This window comes from Methanolobus chelungpuianus (assembly GCF_024500045.1).
Lineage (GTDB): Archaea > Halobacteriota > Methanosarcinia > Methanosarcinales > Methanosarcinaceae > Methanolobus > Methanolobus chelungpuianus.
This window is the reverse complement of sequence record NZ_JTEO01000004.1, coordinates 288,432-311,315: the sequence shown is the minus strand read 5'-3', so window position 1 is coordinate 311,315 and position 22,884 is coordinate 288,432. Positions and strand designations below refer to the sequence as shown.

Below are 22,884 nucleotides of genomic sequence, written 5' to 3'. Positions count from 1 at the left end.
TAGTGTATGAATAGCAACTACTTTATTAGCACCATTTGGGCTGAAAAAGTTTTCCGGAGTATGAAACATGGAAGTCGGTCTGACCGAACGTTTAGATTCGTTTGTTAAAAATCACAGTAACCGCCAGCTTGCGGCACTACCTCTTGCACTTTTCCTCGTATCTGCGCTTATACTTGGAATTACATTTGCAAGCACCGGCGCGCCTGTGAAACTTGGTATGGAGTTCAAGGGAGGAACACAGATATCAGTGGCCACTACCCAGAGTGCCGAAACCCTTGAAGCACAATTTTCCTCTTATCCCATCAGCGATGCCCGTGAGACAGGCTCGCGTGTCGTGATGCAATTCGGGCCCATGAGCAATGAGGAGCAGAACCGGCTCGCAAAGGAAGTGACATCATCCTATACTGAAGTTGAGATAAAACAGATAGGTCCCGTATACGGGGCAAGCCTCCAGAAACAGGCTGTAACAGCCGTGTTCCTTTCATTCGCAGGAATGGCAATTGTGGTCTTCCTGATATTCAGGACCTTCGTGCCGTCCGCTGCCGTGGTATTCTCGGCGATGTCGGATATAATGATAGCTGCCGCGTTCATGAATGTGGCAGGCATAGAACTCTCACTGGGAACAGTTGCCGCACTGCTGATGCTTATCGGTTATTCGGTGGACAGTGACATCCTGCTCACCACAAGGGTGCTCAAAAGACGCGGCACGGTCCAGGAGAACATTTCCAATGCAATGCAGACAGGCATAACAATGACAACAACAACCCTTGCAGCACTTTTCGTGATGTATGTGGTCTCTACGTATTCATATCTTGTCATCCCCTCATTCTCGCAGATCACACTGCTTTCGAACATATCGATAGTATTGATCTTCGGACTTGTGGCTGACATTATAAACACATGGATGCTGAACACATCAATCCTCAGGTGGCACGTAAACCGCCCAAGCCAGAGGGGGAGAAAAGCATGAGAGAAGATGAAGAAAAGCAGAGCCTGTTCAGGGATTTCAGGGTAATAGTGTTCATAATAGCTATACTGGCCTCGATAATCTTCATCCAGCCGGGGTATTCCTCCGGGGAAGGTCTTAACACCGGGCTCAATTACGGGCTTGATCTTGAGGGAGGATCATGGCTGCAGGTCCAGCTTAAGGGAGCAGTTGCCCAGCTTGATGCAGATGCAAACATGTTGTCTGCTGCAGTCCTCGGGAATAAAATCAGTAATAATATCGATATCATAAGCGCAAATGCAGCCAATGGGGAGCTTGCAGTCACCTTTACAACTCCCACGCAGATCACAACCAGCCAGATGGACCAGCTCGGACTGGGCCAATCCACTGTCAAGCGTACGAACAATGTCACCGAGGTTGTGCTGTACACATCCAAACCAGCACTGATCACCTCCTACCTGTCAGATGGCCTGAAGGCGGAGGTCATTCCGGCACTGGCGGATTCAGGTAACGTGGAATATGAGATCAGGACCGCCGTGTCCCAGGAAGATCTGGAAAGGATCATGGCAAATGTGGGCGGGCACATCGTCCGCGGCAGTGACGGCACGCCGGTCTACAGGGAAGGCGTAAGAGCAGGAACACTGGACCTGACAAAGGATATTCTCAGTGATAAGCTCAATACGCTCGGACTTAAGGACATACCTGTCAGGGTCGTCGGTGAGAACTATATCCTCATTGACTTTGCAGGCATGGACCTTGCCACCGCCCAGGACATCGCATCAAAGCCCGGCAAGTTCGAGATAAGGATCGCCACGCAGGGTAATGAAAGCAGGCATGTGCTCTATGGAGATGAGATAGAGAGCGTGGGCATCGCAGGATACAGTGACCAGAGCGGATGGTATACACCCTTCACCTTGAGTGATGCCGGAGCTCTTGCACTCCAGAAGGCAGCCGTCGAAACCGGCGCCACCCGGGACCCGCTGTCCCATAACCTGATAATGTACCTTGATGGCAGCGAAGTATATAGTGCGCCTCTCAGCTCCTCTGCAGCCTCGACCCTTGCCCAGTATCCCATATACTCCTGGCAGGCATCCACGGGAGGGGATGAGGAAAGCAAGGCCAGGGCAGAACAGTTACAGATACACCTGCGTGCAGGCGCCCTTCCGGTAAATGTGGAGATAATCGGCTCCGGACAGGTTGATGCATCCCTCGGAGAGCAGTTCAAGAGCCAGGCAGTGTTTGCCGGGCTGATGACCCTGCTTGCCGTTGCAGCCGTCGTCTACAGGAGATACAGGAAGCCGGAGATACTCCTGCCCATGGTTGCCACATCCGTCAGTGAAGTGATAATGATCCTCGGGTTTGCCGGCGCCATAGGCTGGCAGCTTGACCTTCCGAGCATCGCGGGCATCATAGCGGTCATGGGAACCGGCATAGACCATCTTGTGATCATCACGGATGAGGTGCTCTACGAAGGCAAGCTTCCTCCGAGAAAAGTATATCTGGCCAGGATAACAAAAGCATTTGCCATCATATTCGCTGCAGCAGCCACTACAGTGATAGCAATGTCCCCCCTGGTGGTTATGGGATTCGGCGCCCTCAAGGGTTTCGCGATAACGACCATCGTGGGTGTCCTGATAGGTATACTGATAGCCAGGCCGGTTTACGGCAGGGTCATTCTCAGCGTGCTTGAAGCGAACGCAGCCAGGAACGGGAACAGGGCAGAGTGAAAACGGATAGACCGGGTGAGGAAGATGAAAGACATATGGACGGTAAAGTACAGGCCTTCAAATCTTGACGAGGTACTGGGCAATGAAGAATCCGTAGACATGATACGCAGGCTTGTATGCTCGAAGAATCTCCCTCACCTGGTGCTCCACGGTCCTGAGAACACTGGCAAGTCCTCAGCTGCCTTTGCGATGGCCAGAGAGATATACGGAGAGGATTACGAGCGCAATTTGACCTACTTCAACGCTTCGGATTTCTTTGAGCAGGGCAAGCGTTACCTTGTGAGGGACAAGAGATTCCTGCGCATCATAGGTACTGATGACCCTTCAAAGATACAGAAAAGCGTGATCTCCCTCTTCAAGGAGATAGTCAACGAGTATGCAAGTATGGGCCCCATTGATTCGGATTTCAAGATAATCTTCATTGATAACGCGGAAGCCTTCAACTCCGACGCACAGCATGCCCTGAGGAGGATCATGGAAAAATACACAACCACATGCAGGTTTGTGCTTTCAACCACCCAGCCATCAAAGCTCATCGCACCCCTGAGATCGAGGGGCCTTCAGCTTTTCTTCAGGCACGTGTCGGCAGAGAAACTTGCAGCTTTTATCAGGCAGGTGGCGGACAGCGAAGGTCTGTCGGTCTCAGATGACGGGGTTGATGCACTCGGGTATCATGCAAACGGCAATGTTGCCAGAGCACTGCATACCTTACAGGTGGCGTCCCTGCAGTTTCCTGCCACGGTCATAGGGGCACAGGAGATATACGACTGCACCCTGAAGGAAAGGTCGGAGAATATCACACAACTGTTCCAGGCTGCCGTTGCAAAGGACATCACTGAGGCCCGCAAGGCAATAGATAACCTCATTCTGGAGGACGGCATGTCAGGACAGGAGATCCTGCTGCAGCTGCATGCAATGACGGTATCTTCCAATGAGAGCGAGGAGACCATAGCTGGATGGATGATCAGGATAGCTGATGCAGACCTCTGCATGACAGACGCATCCAGTGAAAGGATACAGCTGGAAAACCTGGTGGCAGGCTTTTGCACGTAACCGGGACAGAGAAGACCACTTGCAATAAATGACTGCGGAACATAGTGATTTTAATAAGGCGTGCCGGGACATCCTTGAGATGGTCATCAGCGGGGAGATCACGGACCTGCGCCAGCTGAACCAGGCAAAGAAGAAAATGGCGAAGAGCTGCAGGCTTGCCAGCCTTCCCAAGAATGCTGACATCATCATGGCAGGCAACGAGGAGGAACAGAGGAAAGTAAGGGATCTGCTGCAACGTAAGCCGGTGCGTACCATTTCCGGGGTTGCGGTCATCGCAGCCATGACATCCCCTGCCCCATGTCCTCACGGGATATGCGTACCCTGTCCGGGGGGACCTGATTCGCAGTTCAACTCTCCCCAGAGCTATATGGGCAGGGAGCCTTCCACTATGCGCGCCATCCAGCATGATTATGATCCTTACAGAATAGTAACATCCAGGCTTGAGCAGCTAAAGGAGATCGGGCACGAGATCAAGAAGGCCGAGCTTATAGTGATGGGAGGCACGTTCTCTGCAAGATCCATAGACTACCAGGAATGGTATGCAAAGCGATGTATCGAGGCAATGAACGATTTTTATGGCACTGAGTGGCGCGGGAAGGTAAACGCTATCGGAGAGGCCTGTCCTTACGTGACCCTGGAAGATGTGCACAGGGCTAACGAGACTGCCGAGGTAAGGAACACGGGAATCACTTTTGAGACCAGGCCCGACTGGGCAAAGCCTGGACATATCGACAGGATGCTTGAGCTTGGGGCCACAAAGGTAGAGATAGGCGTACAGAGCACCTATGACTTCGTACTCTCCCGGATGCGCAGGGGGCATACTGTTGCAGACAGCATTGAGGCCAACAGGCTGCTCAGGGACAGCGGCCTGAAGGTGGGTTTCCATATGATGCCAGGACTTCCGGGAATGGATGAAGAGAGGGAGATCAGGAACTTCGAGAGGCTTTTCTCTGAGCCGGGGTTCATGCCTGACTATCTCAAAATATACCCTACGCTTGTCACAGAAGGCACGGAACTGCACAGAATATGGGAGCAAGGTGAATATAGCCCCATTACCGATGAGGAGGCTGCAGAGCTTCTGGCCCGTATCAAGTCGCTCATACCCAAATGGGTGCGCCTGCAGCGTATCCAGAGGGACATACCGGCCCCCCAGATACTGGCCGGGGTCCGTAAAAGCAATGTAAGGCAGCTTGCACAGGATCATCTTGAACAGCACGGGGGCAGATGCCACTGCATCAGATGTCGTGAGGTAGGACACAATATGCTCAGAGGAAAAGAGCCGGACAGCGAAAATATCGGGATCACCGTTGAGAGTTACGGATGCTGCGGAGGAACGGAGCATTTCATTGCCTTTGAGGACACTGTCCAGGACATACTTATAGGTTTTATGAGACTGCGCTTCCCTAATGCACCGCACCGGGAGGAGCTTGTCAATGCTGCCCTGGGAAGGGAACTGCATGTATATGGCTCCATGGTCTCGGTTGGTGAGAAGGCCGGAAAGTGCGACTGGCAGCACAGGGGATATGGCCGGGAACTGGTTGCCCGTGCAGAGGAGATAGCTTCCGATTCAGGTTACAGCAAACTGGCTATCCTCAGCGGCATAGGAGTAAGAGGCTATTACAGGAAACTGGGCTATGAAACTGATGGTGTATACATGTCAAGGAAACTTGACTAAGCCGTAGTGAAAACATTTATTTCGGTTAAATGTTATGCCTATGATATAATCAGCATTATGTAAAATGCCAGATAAAAACAAAAGGTAAGGTAAATGATTGAAAAAGAGATGATCGAGGAGATACTTCATAACCTTAAAGAGATAAATGCCAAACTGGATAAAATAATACAGAATGGAAACACGGCTTCCCTGAACGAGAAAGTACATTCGAGTGACTCACTGGACGTGATGATGCTTCTTTCCCTGCCTGACCACCTGCGTACTACAGCAACCACCCTCTTTGAGATAGGGCCGGCGACTGCAGAGGATATTGCAGAGGTGACCCGTAAGGAAAGGGCTGTTGAGAGCAATTACCTCAACCAGCTTGTCAGAATGGAACACGTCGAGAAGTACAGAGAAGGAAGAAAAGTATATTTCCATATCAACAGTAAGTTATGTTGATAAGAGGACTGTTCTCTCCATATCCTCTTTTATATGAGAACAGCGCGAATTAAAAGGAAAAGTATTTCTTATAAAAGAGCCAAATTGCTCTAGACTGCGCAGGAGATGACATAAGATGGCGTTCACGATTGCAGTACACTCCGCAAAGGGCGGCACTGGGAAGACCAGTATCGCAGTAAACCTCGCCATAGCTTATGCTCTTGACGGCAGGAAAGTATGCCTGCTGGATATGGATCTAAGGGGACCGTCATTACGCACTTTTTTTGATAACGGTTCATCAGGAGTGTCTTTCTGGGTCAATGACCTGCTTTCAGGAAGGAAAGGAATAAACGAAGTGGTGATGGATACAGGGGCCGGTCTCGGGATGGCAGGAAAGGTCTCAGTGGCCTATTCCAAGGCAGACATATCCGAGATACGTGAGCTTGCAAGCAAAGACAGAAAATGGCAGTCCAATGCACTGAAAAATATAATCGCAGGCAAAAAGGAGCTTATCAGGAGTGGCACGGAAGTGATCATACTTGATACTGGCCCCGGCGTGGAATACGAGTCGATCAATGCCGTCGCAGCCTCCGATCTTGTCCTGATAGTGCACAGTTCTACGAAGGCCTGTTCCGAGTGCACCGAGCAGCTGGTCAACGGAGTATATAAGTCACTCAATAAGAAATGTGCAATAGTTGACAACATGCACCATTGTTCTCTTGACGAGGATACGCTTGATGGGATGCGCTACGGCTTTCCTGTGATCGCAGCAATACCCTGTATATGCGACATCGCAAAAAGGAGCGGCGAGATATTTGTACTTTCAGACCGTGAACACGAGTTCTCACGGGCTATCTGTGACATAAAGGATAAGCTGGAAAGTATCCTGTGATATATAACGCACAATCCTTCGGTACAATATCCTTCAGCGGCCCTTCTGTTCTTCATTCTCAATTATCCTTACTACATCACAGTAAAGATATTCTTCCAGATCTTTTGATCTGAGCCTGTCAACGTCATCCTCCAGATTTTCAGAACACAGGACTATGTCCTTATAGATGGACAGGAAGAAGAATGCTGTGAATGCAGCAGCCATAGCAAGCATGGTGCGTTCTATCGGATATAGCATCAGGACAGAGGAATATGCAGATGCAGGAATGGCGTATATGTAGGAATATGCAATGGAGCCTGCCAGATGGTCCGAAAGGACGCCTAAAAGAGCTGCAAAGAACAAATAGATGAACAGGTATATTTTCGAGTGTACTGATTGAGTAAGATACCTGCCAATAACCAGAAATGCCATGAGTGCGACCAGATGGAACCAAGGGTAGTAGTAGGCCTCCCTGCCGACACCCTGGGATAACCACAGCAATAACAAAGCTCCATAGATACTGACAACCACCCGCTGCTGCCTTTGCATAATCATGCCTGAAACAACGGAGCATAACATTATGAAGAAAGGAGAAAGCATTTTGAAAGCGTTCTTGCTTATGTAACCCGGAGTATTGAGCTCATGCATGAACATCCCGGTGCCTGATACAAGAGCACCCCAGAAAGGGCCGAAAAGCATGCCGTTCAATGAGCCAAAAGCAACTATGGAACTTATCCTTGTTCCTTCTATTCCTACAACGCCTGCCAGGTCCGGTAGATAACTTGAGAAGTAAGTGAGAACTATACCAAATATCAGGTATGTAAACTTGATATTTGCTTTGGGCCATAACTTTACTCCATTCGGCAGCATACAAAAGAGCAGATGCTTTTATATTTATAAATAGGTTTACTTGGAATTTTTTTGTGCGCAAATTATCGTATGCAATCATATCAATAATGGTAAGAGTTAAATACACACTAAGATATTTGTATGCACCACCTTTTATTATATTTGAGACAAACTTAGCAAAGCTTGAAAAGAAAGAGAAATAAAGATGCAATTACTTCGCACATATCTTAAGGTACAACATAAGAATACATGCATATGAAAGGGATATTGACAGTGAGGGACGTCTAAAACAGCATCATAAGGCTGATGCGGATGATTCGTACCAATCAACATTAGTATCTTTCTTATAAGTTATACGATTGAACTAATTTATACTATGACTATAATGTTATATACTTAGCAACGTTTAAATAAAACTTTGTATATACACTAATTTATTACTGAGTAAAGTACTGCACCGGTATTGGCAAAATAGTGGGCGCGTATTTGAACATCTAACAATGAAAAATAAATATGGTGAGAAAACATGAAAATAAGAGTTGTAAGTTCAAAAGACGAAATTAATACCCTTGGACCAAATGAGGAAATAGTACACCTTGCATTCAGGCCTTCAAACACGGATATTTTCTCCCTTGTCATGAAATGCCCCAATGTAAAGGCATTGCACATCCCAAGCTCATACAAGAGGACGATCTCAAACTCAGCCAGGATGTACCTCGAAATGCAGGGAATCGACCTTCTTGAGGGCGATGTCTGGGGACACAGGAAGGACATCAACGAGTACTCCGAGGTTTCACAGAGCGTCTACGACCGTATTGACCAGTACAGGGCAGATGGTCTTTCAGATGATGAGATAGAGGATAAGATGGTCAGGGAAACAAGACTTAGCCCCGACTTTGTCAAGTTCCTTGTCAAGCAGAACAACTGATATAAAAATACTAATACGAGGATTGGAAAGAGATCCTGATTCCCTGAATCAGGCTCCTCCACGCTTCAGTTCTATTCTCAAGTTCCCCGGGAGTTATACTGTTTCTCCGCATACCTGGACAAGCACCCGTCTTGAACGCGGCCGATTGTCCAGGTCAATGAATATTATCTGCTGCCACGTACCGAGCATGATATCCCCGTTTACAACAGGGAAGGACCTGCTCTGCCCAATCAGTGAAGCACGTATGTGGGAATGTCCGTTACCGTCGTGCCATCTCTCATGATGCTTGTAATACATATCCCCGGGAACCAGGCGTTCCAAGGCCTCACGCAGGTCAAAGACAAGACCGGGCTCATACTCAATGGTAGTGATCGCAGCTGTGGAGCCCGGTGCAAAGACAAGCACGATCCCATCCTTTATTCCGGATGAGGCAACGATGCCTGTGACAGGGGAAGTCACATCTATGATATCAGTGTCACCTTTTGTATCAAAGTCCAGATAACCGGTGAATACTACCATTACATCCCACGAGTCATTCCATTCTTGTCAGTTTGAGACCCACCAGGGACACAACGATAATAAAGGCCACCAGCGAGGCAACAAAGCCATATTCCTGTGACTGCGGCATGTTCTGGTGGACCAGAATGAAAAGTGCTGCCAGCAAAGCCACAGAACCTACTGAGGATATGATTTCCATGTTTCTCTTATTCATCGCCTGAATAATTAAAGGATAAAGTACATCAAGTTAACGCAGGGACATAGTGTTTTAAATTATGAGGCTCATCTTATCCCTAAAAAAGCTGGTCTTGCATGACAGAGTTCGAGAGAGTACTTGTTCAGTCGTTTAACACGTTTTTTCAGGAAAAGGACATCAAAGGTATCGCTCACCGCCTGAAGCAGCACAGGTTCACCCCGCAGTTCCTTGACGTGCTTGTGGACTCGCTCGATCCTGACTACTACCTGGGTATCGAATGCAAGAGCATTTCGGTCGACAAGGGTGCAAAGGCACTGTATTTTACCCAGCATTTCACAACCGATAAGAACGGCTCCCACCAGATAGACAGGATATCGGATTTCCTGAAGCGTTCCGGCAGGACAGGATTCCTTGCAGTGGAACTGAAGATGGGAGTCGGGCACTCCAGGGAAGCGTACATTATACCCTGGAACGTGCTTCAAGAAAGATTCCACCAGGATGATGCCACCAAGTTCACTATAGGGGAGATCCAGGAGTTCTGCAGGATCGAAAGAACAGGAAATAAGTATGTCATCGATCCCCAGGGGTGGAAGAGGGGTCCAAGGATATTAGTATGAGGAAAAATGTCTGAAACTATGCTACAGATGACTCAGCGTGCCAGAAGATGCGCAGAGGAGATAAGAAAACATAAAGAGGTCCGGCTTGTATCGCATATTGATGCAGACGGGATCAGTTCTGCCGCCATCACTGCCAGGGCAATGGAAAGGGCAGGGATAGAATACGAGATGCTTTTTGTGAAACAGCTGGATGAAACCATCGTCAGTGAACTGGCAGACAGCAACCCGGAACTTATCATATTCACGGACCTTGGCAGCGGGCAGATCGAGCATATCAGCAGCTATGGACTGCACGCGGTGATCGCGGACCACCACCGCCCCCAAGGAGATACCGAACTGCACCTTAATCCCCACCTCTTCGGGGCAAACGGGTCCTTTGAGATCAGCGGCTCAGGAACTGCTTTCCTGCTTGCGGAACAGCTCGGGAACAACAGGGACCTTGCAGACCTTGCCATCGTTGGGTGCATAGGAGATATGCAGTATCGCAAATTCGGGAAACTGGTGAGCCTCAACCGCGAGATACTTGAGGCTAGCCCTGAGATTATCACTGCAAAGACAGACATATCCCTTTTCGGTAAGCAGACAAGGCCGGTGTATAAGATGCTGCAGTATTCATCCGATCCCTACCTTCCCGGGCTTACAGGCAATGAGGACGCATGCATAGAGTTCCTTAAGAGGATAGGATTCCGCTGTGCTGAGGAAGAGCGGTGGCGCAGGTGGATAGACCTTACAGACGAGGAACGCATAAAGGTGACCTCGTCCCTTCTGCAGTATTCGGTGCAGAACGGCCTCTCGTCCTACAGCGTCAACAGGCTGGTCGGCGAGTGCTACATACTCCTGCACGAGAAAGAAGGAACAGAGATGAGGGATGCCAGTGAGTACGCCACCCTCCTGAATGCAACCGGACGCTACATGAAGGCAGAGATAGGAATGGCGGTTTGCATGGGTGACCGGGAGGAAGCATATGAGGATTCAAAGAGACTCCTGAACGAGCACCGCAAGAACCTTGTTGACGGGCTCAACTTCGTTAAAGAGAACGGGGTCATACAATTATCCCACCTCCAGTACTTTGATGCAGGCAGCGCCATACCCGAGACCATCGTAGGGATAGTTGCAGGCATGAGCCATGCATCCAGTAACCGTTACCTCCCGATCGTTGCCTTTGCGGATAAAGAGGACGGGCACAAGGTCTCAGCAAGAGGTACGCAGGAGCTTGTCAACAGGGGACTTAACCTTTCAGATGCCATAAGCAGGGCGTGCCAGGAAATCGGAGGCGCTGGAGGAGGGCATGACATTGCCGCAGGAGCAACGGTGCCTTTCGGTAAGAAGCAGGAGTTCATCGAGCGCCTGAATGAGCTGATAGCAGCGCAGATATCATCCTGTGCATAGGTGTTAAAGGCGCACTGCAAAAACCATTGTGCTGCCGGGATTACAATTCCCGTATGTGCTTCATCTCACTGAAGCTCATCAGGGTGGACATTGCATTGGTCCTTATGGGAATGCCATGCTCCTGGACAATAGCCATCGGGTTGGTGCCGCCGATCACCACTATGCCCAGATGGTCCCTCTCGACTGGAACATCCAGTATCCTGGTATTGGGTTCTCCTACCTCAAGGATGCCTGTTATGCCTGCATCCACCATGTCGGACAGTGTGCTGTCGATGATATCCCTTGCGATCATGGGAGCTTCCCTTAAGTTCGCAAGGATCTTGCCGGTGCCTGTCCTGAGCATTTCCATAACGGATGTGAGCTCCTGCGACATAAGCACTTCCAGGGGATCGATTGTGGTGCTCTGGTATGTGAGGACATTGGTGAAGCGTACCGGAAGACCATCCCTTATCTCAACCAGACCGCCGAACTTGGGCTTTATCATCACGCCGGCTTTGAGAAGAACGCCGTCGATGGTTATGCTGCACACTGTGGCAAAGCCAACCTCGTCTTTCCCGATGGTCATCTCACCGAACTTGTCACCTTCATGAAGGACCTTTATCATGGGGCTCACAGTAAGACCGCTGTTCATTGCCATACTGAAGATCTTGATGACATCATCGTAATCCTTGCTGTTGATCAGGGAGAGGTTGACTATGAGATCTCCCTCCCGGGTCCTGGGGTCAAAGGTAGTCCTGAACATCAGATCCTCGATCTTGACAGAAGTAAACTGTATACGGCTCTTTTTCTGCAACGACACACCTCTAACCGCTCTAGTAGCTGGGACCATTTATATGTTAGTACAATAAAAACGTTACTTCCCTTTTACAGCCCTCTCAAAGACTTCCGCATAGTCCTGCGGCCTTTCCAGGAATCCCAGTCGGGAGATATCATTGACAAGCTCGTACATATCCGTTCCTGAGACCAGCCCCAGTTCAGGATAGTCGACAACATCCATGAACCTGATGGGAGGAACATCCTGATAATGGTTATTCTTAACGAAGCCGTCCACGAGCAGATAGTAGGCTCCGCCCGAAAGTTCCCTGATGGTACCATAGATGGATGAGAAGTCACGGCACACCCAGTTTGCCATCTTCAGGGCCTCTCCGGTGGCATTGATCGTGATGTGCCCGTAGCCGGGAGGTATGAGCACGCAATCCCCTTCCTCAGCATTGTACACCATCACATCCGTTATCCTGTCATCCTCTTGTTTCTGCAGCAGGTAGGTGGCCTTGCCTTCAAGCACCTGGTAGACCTCGGTGTAGGAGAGCTCTGTCCCGGGAACATGCGGATGGTAATGTCCTGCGGTCTTGACATACTCCCTGCCCAGCATTCTGGGAGGTATCACCGTGATGTCATAACTAAGGTTATGCTTGCTGATGATCTCATGCTCGGAGCTGCTCCGGTACAGGTTCCTGTACATGTAGTACAGCTCCATGTTCTCTGCAGACCGGAGCCACTCCCTGTCAAAGAGAACCTCATCCATATCATAAAGCATCCTTACATCAGGAGACCTGATGTTGCCGTAAAAATCAAGTTCGTTTCCCATGATAAACTCGCCCTTCAACCACAAACCGGTTAACTTTCAAACTTCCTAGAGGGAAGTAGGAGCCCAATATATTTTAATTTTGGGTACTTTCAGCATTCGCCCCGAGATGCTGAAGGATACGCTCAGCGGTTTTCCTGTTTATCCCTTTGACCTCAGCCAGGGATTCAGCTGATGCCGACCTTATATTATCCACCGAACCGAAATGTTCCAGAAGCAGCCTTTTCTTGCCGGGACCGATACCCGGTATCGCGTCAAGTTCGGAGTGCGTGAGGGTTGCAGACCTCCGGCGGCGATGGGACGTCACGGCAAAACGATGAGCCTCATCCCTGATGTGCATAAGGAGCTTTAGCGCAGGAGAGGCCTTCGGAAGTATGATCACCTCTCCGGGGCCTTTTTTCGGTGTTATTATATGCTCGAAACGCTTTGCAAGACCAATGAGCGGGATGTCAAGCCCCAGGGAGTCCAGCGAGGATTTTGCCGCCCCTACCTGGCCCGGGCCCCCGTCTATGAGTATCAGATCCGGCATGGGCAGATTCTCCCTCATGAGACGCGAATACCTGCGGGTGACCACTTCGGCCATCATGGCAAAATCATCTATGCCCTTCACGGTCCTGATGTTATGCTGCCTGTACTTGCTGTTGGCAGGTAGCCCGTTCTCGAAGACAACCATGGACCCGACAGCATTGGTTCCCGATATGTTGGATATATCAAAGCCTTCTATGCGCTGCGGCACCTTTTCAAGGGACAGGACCTCCTGCAGCTGTGTAAGCGCAAGCTGCGCTGCTTCGGCCGGACCCTTGTGCAGCTCAGCCACCCGCATGGCCATCTCTGCGTTACGGACAGCCATGTCAAGCATCTTCCTCTTGTCGCCTTTCTGGGGTACGTGCAGTTTTACATCCCTTCCGGACCTGCCGCTGAGCCAGGTCATGATAAGCTCCTTCTCAGGCACTTCGTATTGAACAAGTATCTCAGGAGGTATGGGTGAATCCTGATAGTACTGCTTGACGAATGTCGCAAGAGCCTCAGGGATCTCCTTCGAGCCCTCGGCTCCCACAAGGGAGAAATCCGCCTTGCCCACCATGCTTCCGTGCCTTACGTAGAATATCTGCAGAAAGACCACGGTCTCGTCTGATACCGCTGCAATGATGTCCCTGTCATCGGTGCCCGAGGTCGCTATCTGCTGCTGGGTGAGGCACCTTATCCCCTCGATCTGGTCGCGCACCTGCGCCGCAGACTCGTAGTCCTGCTGCTCTGCAAGGGAATGCATCTTTCCCTCGAGCTGTTTCAGGAGGCCGGAAGTATCACCTTTCAGGAAGCGCACTGCCTCCATGACCCTTTCCCTGTACTCACTCTCCTCCGGTGCACCCCTGCAGGGGGCAGTGCAGAGCTTTATATGATAATTGAGGCAGGGTCTCGTCTTTCCTGCAACGATGGGCTTCCGGCATTTGCGGAGCTGGAAAAGGCCTGTTATGAGTTCCACAATGCTGCGTATGGCCCGGGAGTTAGTGTAAGGGCCAAAATAGAGGGCATTATCCATCAGCCTCCTGCGGGTGAGAAAGATGCGCGGGAAGCTCTCATTGACAGTGACCTTGACATAGGGATAGCGTTTGTCATCCTTCAGCCGGACGTTATAGCGGGGCCTGTACTTCTTGATGAGATTGGCCTCGAGTACGAGGGCATCGATCTCGGTATCCGTGAGGATCACCTCGATGTCCTCTATCTGCCTTACAAGCACCTTCGTCTTTGGAGTATGGCCCGCCGAAGCCTGAAAATAAGAACGCACCCTGCGGGAGAGCGATATTGCCTTGCCCACATATATGACGTCACCTGATGCGCCTTTCATCAGGTACACGCCCGGAGAATCAGGTATCTTGCTTAAGTCAGGAACCATATCATCTGCAGTCTGCGAACTTATTGTCTATGAATCTTGGAAGGGTCGTGTTCATTATAGTCTCCAGGTTAACTATATCAGCACGGTTATACTCAAGGAGCAGTTCAAGGGCTTCCTGGTCGCCCCTTTCGTACTGATGCCACAGGCGCACCGCATCAAAGCCGGTGATGCCGGCAACATCCTCACTCCTGGTGATACCCAGTTCCACTTCTATCTTCTTGAGTCCACCTGAAAGACAGATACGCCTCAGGGGATACATAAGGTCTGCATGGAGCTTGTCCAGGTCAACCTGCGGGAACTCACGCTTGATAAAAGGAAGGTCGAACCTTGCGCCGTTGAAAGTGACAAGATAATCGTATTTCTCTAACTCTTCCACTATGTCGTCCAGGTCAATGCCCCTGACGAATGTCCTGGCTTCCTTACCATCGTATATGCCCACCACCGTTATGTGAGAATGGCCGGGGGAAAGGCCTGTGGTCTCTATGTCAACATAAGCGGCCCTGTCCCGGAACTCCGGAAAAGCACGCCAGTGCTCTGCACCGGGAAGTGACCTGGCAAAGAACCCGTAGTCCTGGGACTGCAGCCGCTCCCGGGATTCCTCTATGCCCGGGACAATAAGCTCTAGCTTGGAACGGGAGATGGGAAGATCACCCTTGTTACTCATGAAATCGTCCCAGGTCCTGATCCCACTGGCCCATATCTTTTTCTCCACCGTGGCGCCGACCCGGGGAATATGGATGTATGTACTGGTAAGCATTTGTTTCACTTAACCTGTTATGTCTGATATGTCATAAATCATAAGGTTCCACCGGGAAATTTACAAATACACCATTCCTTATATAATGCACCCCGGCCACAGATAAAGGCTTAAGGTTCTGACATAATAAGTTAAACAGTGATATTTATGAAAGTCTCAATAATAGGAGCGGGAAACGTGGGAGCTACCACTGCGCAGCGTCTTGCTGAGCTTGATATTGCGGATGTTGTGATGCTGGATGTCGTGGAGGGTCTGCCTCAGGGAAAAGCACTGGACATCGCCCAGGCAGCGCCGGTCATGGGATACGATGTGGATGTTACAGGCACTAACGATTACAGGGACATCGCCGATTCCGATATTGTTATTGTTACTGCGGGCATTGCCCGGAAGCCCGGCATGGACAGGGACGACCTGCTTGCTATCAACATCAAGATCATCAGGGAAGTATGTGCCAATATACGGGAACATGCGCCCGGATCCATAGTCATGGCAGTTACAAACCCGCTTGATGTTACAACCTATGCTGCTGTCAAATACATGCAGCAGGAAAGAGGCAGGGTCTTTGGTATGAGCGGGCTGCTGGATTCCAGCAGGTTTGCGACATTCATTGCAAAGGAGATCGGATGCAGCGTTAAGGATGTCGATGCAATGGTCCTCGGAGGCCACGGGGATTCCATGGTGCCCCTGCCCGAATACACGACCATCTCAGGAATACCGCTGCCCCAGCTGCTTGACCGGAAAACTATCGACCGGCTTGTGCAGAGAACGGTGAATGCCGGAGCGGAGATCGTAGGTCACCTCAAGACCGGAAGCGCATTCTATGCACCCTCCGCGGCGGTTGCGATGATGACCGAAGCTATCCTGAAGGATACAAAAAGAATAGTACCGGCATCTGTCTATCTGGATGGCGAGTATGGACTAAGGGATGTTTGCCTGGGTGTCCCTGTCAGGATAGGAAAGGGCGGAGCTGAAAAGGTCATAGAGCTTGAACTTACCGCGGAGCAGGAGCAGGCACTGAAGAGATCTGCCGACGAGGTGCGTCAGGGTATCTCAAAGATATAAGGTGTTATGCTGGCCGGTGGTAACAGAAATAAGTAAGGCCCCGGCACTTACATACAAATATTGATATATAAGTAAAATATAAGTAAGAAGGGATACCATGCGTGCAGACATAACTTCACTCTTCGGACTGAACATTTACACCGATACAGGCACATATGTAGGCAAGGTTGCCGATCTTGTGCTGGATGTTGATGAGAGGACAGTAAAAGGGATAGCCATTACGTCCATTAACCGTGACCTGTTCGATGTCACTTCAAAAGGTGTCATAATACCCTACAGGTGGGTGGTCACAACAGGCGATATCGTCCTTATAAGGAACATCGTGAACAGGTTCAGAAAACCGGCCAAGCAAGAACCTGAAGAATGACCGGTCTATGAAAAGGCGAGAGATCTATTCAGATCTTTACTGTATACCGCCTGTGATTGTGCGTATTGACGGCCGCAATTTCAAGCATGTGCTGTCGCGCATGGGATTTGAGAGACCATATGACCTTAAGTTCGCATCTGCCATGGCGGATGCGATCGAACTGTTTTTCAGGCATAGTGGCCTGAGCCCCGTATTTGCTTATACCTTTTCGGATGAGATCAGCTTCTGCTTCGATAATGTCGCCTTCGATGGCAGGGTCGAGAAGCTTGATTCCGTGATACCGTCCTATATCAGCAGCGCACTTACCATGCTGCTGGAGCCAGAAGAGCCTCTTTCATTTGATTCCAGGATCATACCGGTACATGGACAGCATATCGAGGAATACCTTGTATGGAGGCAGGCTGAAGCATGGCGTAACTGCATCAACTCCCATGCCTACTATGCACTGCTTAGCGAGGGCATGGAAGAAAGGGAGGCTGCATCATCCCTCAGGAAGAAAGGATCGGAGCAGATGCACGAACTGCTCTTCCGGCGGGGAACCAATATTGCAGCCGTGCCTGCGTGGCAGAGGCGCGGGATCATGGTGCTCAGGGAGAGTTACCAGATAGAGGGCTTTAACCCCTGTCTGGAGGAAAGGACACTTGCCACACGCAGCAGGGTCAGGCAGGAATGGGAATTGCCCCTGTTCAGATCCCCGGAAGGGGAGGCTTTCATCGCTGATGCGCTTGGGGCCTGAGGTTACTGCTGATATGTAAGAAAAAGCATTTAAAGAGATAGGCAATTATAAGGCACACTATTGTAACGGTGAACCTATGGACAGACTTGAACTTATAAAAAGGAACGTACAGGAAATAGTAACGGAAGAGGAGCTCACACAGCTCCTGGAGACAAAAGAGCATCCTACTGCTTATGTCGGGTACGAACCTAGCGGCAAGATCCATATGGGGCACGTGCTTACAGTTAACAAGCTCCTGGACCTGCAGAAAGCAGGCTTCAAGATTACAGTGCTGCTGGCAGATGTCCACGCATATCTCAACCAGAAGGGAACGCTTGAGCAGGTCCGCGAGATCGCTGACTATAACAAGCGCTGCTTCATTGCCCTGGGACTGGACCCGAAAGAGACGAATTTCGTATACGGATCGGACTACCAGCTCTCATCCGAGTACATGCTCAATGTTCTCAAGCTCACCCGCCTTACGTCACTCAACAGGGCCAGAAGGAGCATGGACGAGGTGGGGCGCCAGATGGACGACCCGAAAGTATCGCAGATGGTCTACCCCATAATGCAGGCTATCGATATAGCAATGCTCGGAGTTGACGTGGCGGTTGGAGGTATTGACCAGCGCAAGATCCATATGCTTGCAAGGGAAGGCCTCCCCTCGATCGGATTCCCTGCCCCGCTGTGCATCCATACACCCATAATCCTTGGATTTGATGGTAACAAGATGTCCTCGTCCAATGATAATTTCATATCCGTTGACGACACCGAGGAGCAGATCAATGCCAAGATGAAAAAGGCCTTCTGTCCTGCCGGAGAGGTGGAGAATAACCCCGTGCTGGAACTGTTCAGGTACCACATCTGTCCGCGCTATGAAGAAGTTGTCTTCAAGCGTCCTGAAAAGTTCGGAGGGGACCTTCACTGCAGAAGCTACGGCGAACTTGAGCAGGTGTACGCAAGCGGCCAGCTCCATCCCATGGACCTCAAAAGCGGCGCTGCACTCTACATGAATATGATATTGGAAACCGTAAGATCAGTAATATGAACGGGAAGTTCCATTGATTGGACGGCCAAAGCCTTAAATCGAAATATATATAATCGAAATAAGGACATATATAAAATAAGTATATTTCAAAAAGGGATTTGGATGAAATACACATTCCAGGACTCAACTGCATTACCACTGCAAAGGGATTTTATTCAGGACCTGAATGACTTCATAGGAACTGCCAAAAAAGTGATTCCTCTGGAAAATTCTGCCATCGAGCTCAGCGAGGATGAATCCGAGGAAGTATCCTCCCTTGAATTGAGAATCGCAGAGCTGGATAAGTTCAGTAAGGATGTCCAGGCCTATGTGGATGACATTTCCAGGGGAGCAAAGGACAAGGAGATACTGGAGTGCCGTAACGCCATCATGGATGCATGCATTGCAAGTTCCACCCGGGGACTGAAGAACCTCAGCCAGAAACTTGACATCATCAGGAATGATTCCGAGAGCGGACTCTACAAGATAGAGAAGGAGATCCTGGCAAGCCTCAATCCCCTTTTCAGGTCCGGCATCTACGGAACAACGAACAGGTATCACGTATCCATGAGAGAAGGAGTGCTCAGGGGTACGATGACTGCCGCTTTCGCAGGCATGGAGTATACATCCGAACTCACTTATGCACACGATACGCTTACCATCAGGGAAGCGTACGGCGATCTCTTCCTGCCTGCGTGGACAAAGGCTGGCCTGCTCCATAAGGAGAACAAGGTCAAGATGATCGATGTTTCCGAGTACCTGGTCACTTCAGTAAAATACGATGGCATAGGTTATATTGATGCCGTTTTTGAGACAAGGAAGAAAGATCAGCAGTTCAGGGTCAGCTGCAATGATGGCATCTGCCAGATCAATTTCGGGGAAACGGACATAACAGCCGACGAAACCCTCGTGAAGTCAGTCAAGCTGGAAAGCATTGAGGATCTTATGGACGAGCTGCGTAAGTATGTTGAGATGTTCATACGTTCCCAGACCCTCACACAGGTGATGCTCGACGGAAGGGATGCCGTTCGCAACAATGAAGTGTTCGACTGTCTCAAGCTGATAGCCCAGCAGTACGGGGAGATCGTAAGGGAATCCTTCGAGCGTGGATATGTCAAGAACGAGATAACCATCAAGGTGGAATCCTCCGATGGCACACGCACCGAGAAGTACATAACAAAGCAGGAGGCCTTCGACAGGCTTGCTGAGATCGGAAGTGAAGGGCTCGAGCTGGCAACCATCCTTGGCCTGGACTGATAGCGAGAGATATTTAAATCCCGGCCCCTATTCTATTTTCACACACCACTCTGAGTGGATACGGGGTAATATTCATGGAGCGCTCAATTGAAGATATCAGAAAGAAGATAGGTAGTAACAGTGCAGTCGTCATGACCTCGCAGGAGATCTGCGAGCTTGTAGAGAAAGGTGAGAATATCTCCATCCGGGACGTGGATGTGGTTACAACTGCCACAAGGGCAGTGATGAGCGGAACGTATGCCGTGCTGTCCTTCCCTGTGGAAGCCCCTTTCCATTTCAAGAGAGCCTCACAGGTGTTCCTCAACGGGGTGCCTGCACATGTGGGACCCTGTCCCAACGAAAGTCTCGGCATGCTGGACCTGATAGTCTTCGGGACCGCACACTCGCATCTGAGTCCCGGATACGGTGCAGGGCATCTTTTCCGGGAGATGGCAGAGAAGAAAACGATAGATGTCTCGGTCATCACCGAAGGGAACAATGCTTTCCAGACCCAGGTTACCCTAGACGCGATACCGCACGCAAAGCTCTTTGCAACCCGTCACACATTCAAGAACTATGCCGCTTTTGTGAACTGCTCGGACAGGCCCATCGGCACCATATTCCACGCTACTGAGTTCGAACCTGATATGAGGGCAGCCACCTTTTCGGGATGCGGACAGATCAATCCCCTCAAGAACGACCCGATGCTTGAGACAATAGGCGTGGGAACCCGGATACTTATGAACGGGGCACAGGGCTTTGTGATAGGAGAGGGAACACGCAGCAGCCCGGCGAGACCCAATCTTACAGGGTTTGCAGACATGCACGACATGGACCCGGCGCTCATGGGAGGATTCTCCACATCCGCCGGCCCCGAGTGCATAGTCTCCTGGGCGATACCCATACCTGTTGTCAGCCAGTCGGTCATCGATGCCATCACCATGACAGATAAGGATGTGCCAATGCCGGTAATGGATGTGGACAGACGCGTGACCATCGGGGGCACCACTTACGCAGATGGCTGGAGGAACACTGACATATCTGTCGAGTTCAGTCCCTCGCTCTGTATCCGGTGCGATGAGTGCGCTGCTGAGAAATGCTGCCCCATGGATGCCATACATTACAAGGATAACAGGCCCGTAATGAACATGCGCCAGTGCTTCAACTGCGGACTGTGCACCACCACTTGCCCCGGCAGCGTGTTCAGCGCAGAGCTTGGGAGCATCCGATTCGAAGCCGGAGGGAAGATGCATGAGGTTCCCATAGTGCTGAGGCAGTCGGACCGCAAGAGAGCACTGGAACTCGAGGAAAAGCTCAGGCAGATGATACTTGACGGCTCTTTCAGGATCAGTCAGATGGTCGACACGATCCGGACATGAACCTGCGAAGGATATCCTCCGGGCGCATGGAGATAGTGGCCACATCAGCATTCCCGGGCTCTGCCTTCACAACAAGAATCCCATGATCCATATCCTGCAGAGCCTGTTCCAGGTGCCGGGGGTCACGAACCTCGCACACAAGGCTGTTACCGGCTCCCCTTGCAAGCTGTGCAAGGTCCGCTCCTTTTGCAGTTGCTGTAGGCTGGTCGCCTGTTGAGCCGTAAGAGCCGTTATCGATTATCACAAGCAGGTAATTTTCCGGGGCCTGTGTGGCTATGGTTGCCAGGCTGCCCAGGTTCATAAGCACCGAGCCGTCTCCATCAATGACTATGACCTTCCTATGAGGCCGGGAGAGCGCAAGCCCAAGACCGATGGAAGAAGCAAGTCCCATGGAGCCAAGCATGTAGAAATTGTTGTCGGTGTCACGTATGCTGCATAATTCCTTGCAGGGTATCCCTATGTTGCATACAATAAGCGCATCGCTCTGCACCGCCTTCCCGGAGATCTCCCTGATGGCATCCATACGTTTCATTATCATCCTCTCCAGAAAGAGATCGGCAGGAGCACTGCCGATGGCATCTTTCCCTCAAGGGCACTTTCCCATGCCATTTTAACATCCTCTGCTGCATTTGCCATGGAGTCCGGGATAAAATAAGGGATACCAAGCGTATCCAGCAGTTTCGGAGTCAGCTCACCCATGGGAACCTGGGCGCAGACAGGTTCGCCTTCCACACCGCGATGGCTCATTATCATCACGAGCGGGATGCCGTACAGAAGGTTCAGGGAAGCGAGAGCATTGATGGAATTGCCAAGGCCCGAGTTCTGCATGAGTATCGCAGGCCTTCTGCCACCCATATAGGCGCCGGCGCATATCCCGACACCCTCCTCCTCGCGTGTAACAGGCACGTGGATGATCTCAGGGTCCCTGTCAACCAGGGAAATGAGCTCCCTGAGGTTAATGCAGGGCACGCTGACTATAAGATCAATACCTGCATCCTTAATACCGTTGTACACTGCTTTGGACGGAGTCATTTTCTTCCTGCAATGGCATAGTTCCCTCACCATACTTTCAGGTCTATGCCCTCTATACGTATATCCTTACCCTCTACGCCCACGACCATCCCTGAGTGGACCTTCTGCATCATGCAGTACTCGGGAACGAACCTGACGGTCTGGCCGACCTTCGGGAGCTTTCCCCTGGAGACCCTGCCCTCGAAGGCAAGTATCATACAGAGGCCCAGCTCCTTGAACTTAAAGTCCTCCCTGCCCAGCCGGTGCAGGGGACCCACCAGATGTATCGTGTATATACCGGGGTCGATATCAATGACCTTTGCAAAATGTGTCACAGGGCATGCAAGGGGCCTGTAGCGGATATAATCCCCTACCCGTACTTCGACCGAGCCGTCAAAGGGATGGATGAACTCCCTGCAGGAGCATTCGTCCCTGAGGGGCGCCAGCATGAAATCAGCCTCGAGCCCGTCGATGACACCTACTATCCTTTCTTCTGCGGGTGCCTCGGCACCTACAATCGCGGAGAGTTTCCCCAGGTTCTCCCTGAACATATCCCTTTCAAGGAAGGGGCATTTCTGCAGGTCTCCGGGAACCTTCAACTGTGCCGCAAAGTCCCTGCACTGCCTGAAGCCGCAGCTTCCGCAGTTATACCCCGGGAGGAGGGACAGGATGTCGCTCAACG

The 22,884-nt window shown here is 50.7% G+C and carries 25 protein-coding genes; 15 read left to right on the top strand and 10 right to left on the bottom strand.

What is annotated here, in order from left to right; all coding sequences use genetic code 11:
- Positions 1 to 67: 67 nt before the first annotated feature.
- The 6 genes from PV02_RS06030 to PV02_RS06005 all read left to right on the top strand — a co-directional run bounded on the left by PV02_RS06030 (position 68) and on the right by PV02_RS06005 (position 6,713).
- Positions 68 to 970, top strand: a complete 903-nt coding sequence (locus PV02_RS06030; protein WP_256622479.1) for a protein translocase subunit SecF — start codon at positions 68 to 70, stop codon at positions 968 to 970.
- A complete protein-coding gene (locus tag PV02_RS06025; protein ID WP_256622478.1) occupies positions 967 to 2,673 on the top strand; it encodes a preprotein translocase subunit SecD in 1,707 nt (568 codons plus the stop codon). Before PV02_RS06030 ends, PV02_RS06025 begins: the two co-directional genes overlap by 4 nt.
- A gap of 24 nt (positions 2,674 to 2,697) precedes the next feature.
- Positions 2,698 to 3,726, top strand: coding sequence for an AAA family ATPase (locus tag PV02_RS06020; RefSeq protein ID WP_256622477.1), 1,029 nt, complete (start codon positions 2,698 to 2,700; stop codon positions 3,724 to 3,726).
- 28 nt (positions 3,727 to 3,754) lie between these two features.
- Positions 3,755 to 5,401 (top strand): tRNA uridine(34) 5-carboxymethylaminomethyl modification radical SAM/GNAT enzyme Elp3, encoded by a 1,647-nt coding sequence (locus PV02_RS06015; protein ID WP_256622476.1) that lies wholly within the window; start codon positions 3,755 to 3,757, stop codon positions 5,399 to 5,401.
- A 93-nt stretch (positions 5,402 to 5,494) separates the two neighbouring features.
- Complete coding sequence (locus PV02_RS06010) at positions 5,495 to 5,842, top strand: helix-turn-helix domain-containing protein (RefSeq protein WP_256622475.1); 348 nt, start codon at positions 5,495 to 5,497, stop codon at positions 5,840 to 5,842.
- 115 nt (positions 5,843 to 5,957) lie between these two features.
- A complete protein-coding gene (locus PV02_RS06005) occupies positions 5,958 to 6,713 on the top strand; it encodes a ParA family protein (RefSeq protein WP_256622474.1) in 756 nt (251 codons plus the stop codon).
- A 33-nt stretch (positions 6,714 to 6,746) separates the two neighbouring features.
- On the opposite strand, the gene PV02_RS06000 is transcribed toward PV02_RS06005, so the two are convergent.
- Positions 6,747 to 7,562, bottom strand: a complete 816-nt coding sequence (locus tag PV02_RS06000) for a hypothetical protein (RefSeq protein ID WP_256622473.1) — start codon at positions 7,560 to 7,562, stop codon at positions 6,747 to 6,749.
- A 505-nt stretch (positions 7,563 to 8,067) separates the two neighbouring features.
- On the opposite strand from PV02_RS06000, the gene PV02_RS05995 reads away from it, so the two are divergent.
- The gene (locus PV02_RS05995; RefSeq protein ID WP_256622472.1) at positions 8,068 to 8,469 is read left to right on the top strand and encodes a DUF1699 family protein; all 402 of its coding nucleotides are present in this window, start codon (positions 8,068 to 8,070) and stop codon (positions 8,467 to 8,469) included.
- A gap of 93 nt (positions 8,470 to 8,562) precedes the next feature.
- Here the strand turns inward: PV02_RS05995 and PV02_RS05990 are convergent, their stop codons facing one another.
- Together PV02_RS05990 and PV02_RS05985 are read right to left on the bottom strand one after the other, a co-directional pair.
- Positions 8,563 to 8,988, bottom strand: a complete 426-nt coding sequence (locus PV02_RS05990) for a secondary thiamine-phosphate synthase enzyme YjbQ (RefSeq protein ID WP_256622471.1) — start codon at positions 8,986 to 8,988, stop codon at positions 8,563 to 8,565.
- Between the two features lie 13 nt (positions 8,989 to 9,001).
- Positions 9,002 to 9,181 (bottom strand): hypothetical protein, encoded by a 180-nt coding sequence (locus PV02_RS05985; protein ID WP_256622470.1) that lies wholly within the window; start codon positions 9,179 to 9,181, stop codon positions 9,002 to 9,004.
- Between the two features lie 98 nt (positions 9,182 to 9,279).
- Between PV02_RS05985 and PV02_RS05980 the strand changes: the two genes are divergently transcribed.
- Both PV02_RS05980 and recJ read left to right on the top strand, forming a co-directional pair.
- Positions 9,280 to 9,780, top strand: coding sequence for a hypothetical protein (locus PV02_RS05980; RefSeq protein WP_256622469.1), 501 nt, complete (start codon positions 9,280 to 9,282; stop codon positions 9,778 to 9,780).
- Positions 9,781 to 9,786: 6 nt separating this feature from the next.
- Entirely contained in the window at positions 9,787 to 11,169 is a 1,383-nt protein-coding gene (gene recJ / locus PV02_RS05975) for a RecJ family nuclease (RefSeq protein WP_256622468.1), read from the top strand.
- A 40-nt stretch (positions 11,170 to 11,209) separates the two neighbouring features.
- Here recJ and PV02_RS05970 read toward each other — a convergent pair whose 3' ends face one another.
- The 4 genes from PV02_RS05970 to PV02_RS05955 form a co-directional block, all read right to left on the bottom strand.
- Complete coding sequence (locus PV02_RS05970) at positions 11,210 to 11,962, bottom strand: DUF128 domain-containing protein (RefSeq protein WP_256622467.1); 753 nt, start codon at positions 11,960 to 11,962, stop codon at positions 11,210 to 11,212.
- A gap of 60 nt (positions 11,963 to 12,022) precedes the next feature.
- Positions 12,023 to 12,757 carry a glucose-6-phosphate isomerase family protein gene (locus tag PV02_RS05965; protein ID WP_256622466.1) on the bottom strand — a complete coding sequence of 245 codons (735 nt, stop codon included), beginning with the start codon at positions 12,755 to 12,757 and terminating at the stop codon, positions 12,023 to 12,025.
- 73 nt (positions 12,758 to 12,830) lie between these two features.
- Entirely contained in the window at positions 12,831 to 14,648 is a 1,818-nt protein-coding gene (gene uvrC, locus PV02_RS05960; RefSeq protein WP_256622465.1) for an excinuclease ABC subunit UvrC, read from the bottom strand.
- Between the two features lies 1 nt (position 14,649).
- Positions 14,650 to 15,405 carry a ribonuclease H-like domain-containing protein gene (locus tag PV02_RS05955; RefSeq protein ID WP_256622464.1) on the bottom strand — a complete coding sequence of 252 codons (756 nt, stop codon included), beginning with the start codon at positions 15,403 to 15,405 and terminating at the stop codon, positions 14,650 to 14,652.
- Positions 15,406 to 15,552: 147 nt separating this feature from the next.
- Here PV02_RS05955 and mdh point away from each other — a divergent pair, with 147 nt between their 5' ends.
- The 6 genes from mdh (at position 15,553) to PV02_RS05925 (ending at position 21,191) form a co-directional block, all read left to right on the top strand.
- Positions 15,553 to 16,467 carry a malate dehydrogenase gene (mdh, locus tag PV02_RS05950; RefSeq protein ID WP_256622463.1) on the top strand — a complete coding sequence of 305 codons (915 nt, stop codon included), beginning with the start codon at positions 15,553 to 15,555 and terminating at the stop codon, positions 16,465 to 16,467.
- A gap of 97 nt (positions 16,468 to 16,564) precedes the next feature.
- The gene (locus tag PV02_RS05945) at positions 16,565 to 16,834 is read left to right on the top strand and encodes a PRC-barrel domain-containing protein (RefSeq protein WP_256622462.1); all 270 of its coding nucleotides are present in this window, start codon (positions 16,565 to 16,567) and stop codon (positions 16,832 to 16,834) included.
- 7 nt (positions 16,835 to 16,841) lie between these two features.
- A complete protein-coding gene (locus tag PV02_RS05940) occupies positions 16,842 to 17,570 on the top strand; it encodes a tRNA(His) guanylyltransferase Thg1 family protein (protein WP_256622461.1) in 729 nt (242 codons plus the stop codon).
- Positions 17,571 to 17,646: 76 nt separating this feature from the next.
- Positions 17,647 to 18,597 carry a tyrosine--tRNA ligase gene (locus PV02_RS05935; RefSeq protein WP_256622460.1) on the top strand — a complete coding sequence of 317 codons (951 nt, stop codon included), beginning with the start codon at positions 17,647 to 17,649 and terminating at the stop codon, positions 18,595 to 18,597.
- Between the two features lie 102 nt (positions 18,598 to 18,699).
- Positions 18,700 to 19,833, top strand: coding sequence for a hypothetical protein (locus PV02_RS05930; RefSeq protein ID WP_256622459.1), 1,134 nt, complete (start codon positions 18,700 to 18,702; stop codon positions 19,831 to 19,833).
- A 74-nt stretch (positions 19,834 to 19,907) separates the two neighbouring features.
- Positions 19,908 to 21,191, top strand: a complete 1,284-nt coding sequence (locus PV02_RS05925) for a methanogenesis marker 16 metalloprotein (RefSeq protein ID WP_256622458.1) — start codon at positions 19,908 to 19,910, stop codon at positions 21,189 to 21,191.
- Here the strand turns inward: PV02_RS05925 and comE are convergent.
- Genes comE through PV02_RS05910 form a run of 3 tightly spaced genes read right to left on the bottom strand, consistent with a single transcriptional unit; the run spans position 21,160 to position 22,882 of the window.
- A complete protein-coding gene (comE, locus tag PV02_RS05920) occupies positions 21,160 to 21,723 on the bottom strand; it encodes a sulfopyruvate decarboxylase subunit beta (protein ID WP_256622457.1) in 564 nt (187 codons plus the stop codon). The two genes, PV02_RS05925 and comE, sit on opposite strands and share 32 nt — an antisense overlap.
- A 2-nt stretch (positions 21,724 to 21,725) precedes the next feature.
- Positions 21,726 to 22,223 (bottom strand): sulfopyruvate decarboxylase subunit alpha, encoded by a 498-nt coding sequence (comD, locus tag PV02_RS05915; protein WP_256622456.1) that lies wholly within the window; start codon positions 22,221 to 22,223, stop codon positions 21,726 to 21,728.
- A 26-nt stretch (positions 22,224 to 22,249) separates the two neighbouring features.
- A complete protein-coding gene (locus tag PV02_RS05910; protein ID WP_256622455.1) occupies positions 22,250 to 22,882 on the bottom strand; it encodes a (Fe-S)-binding protein in 633 nt (210 codons plus the stop codon).
- Positions 22,883 to 22,884 lie beyond the last annotated feature (2 nt).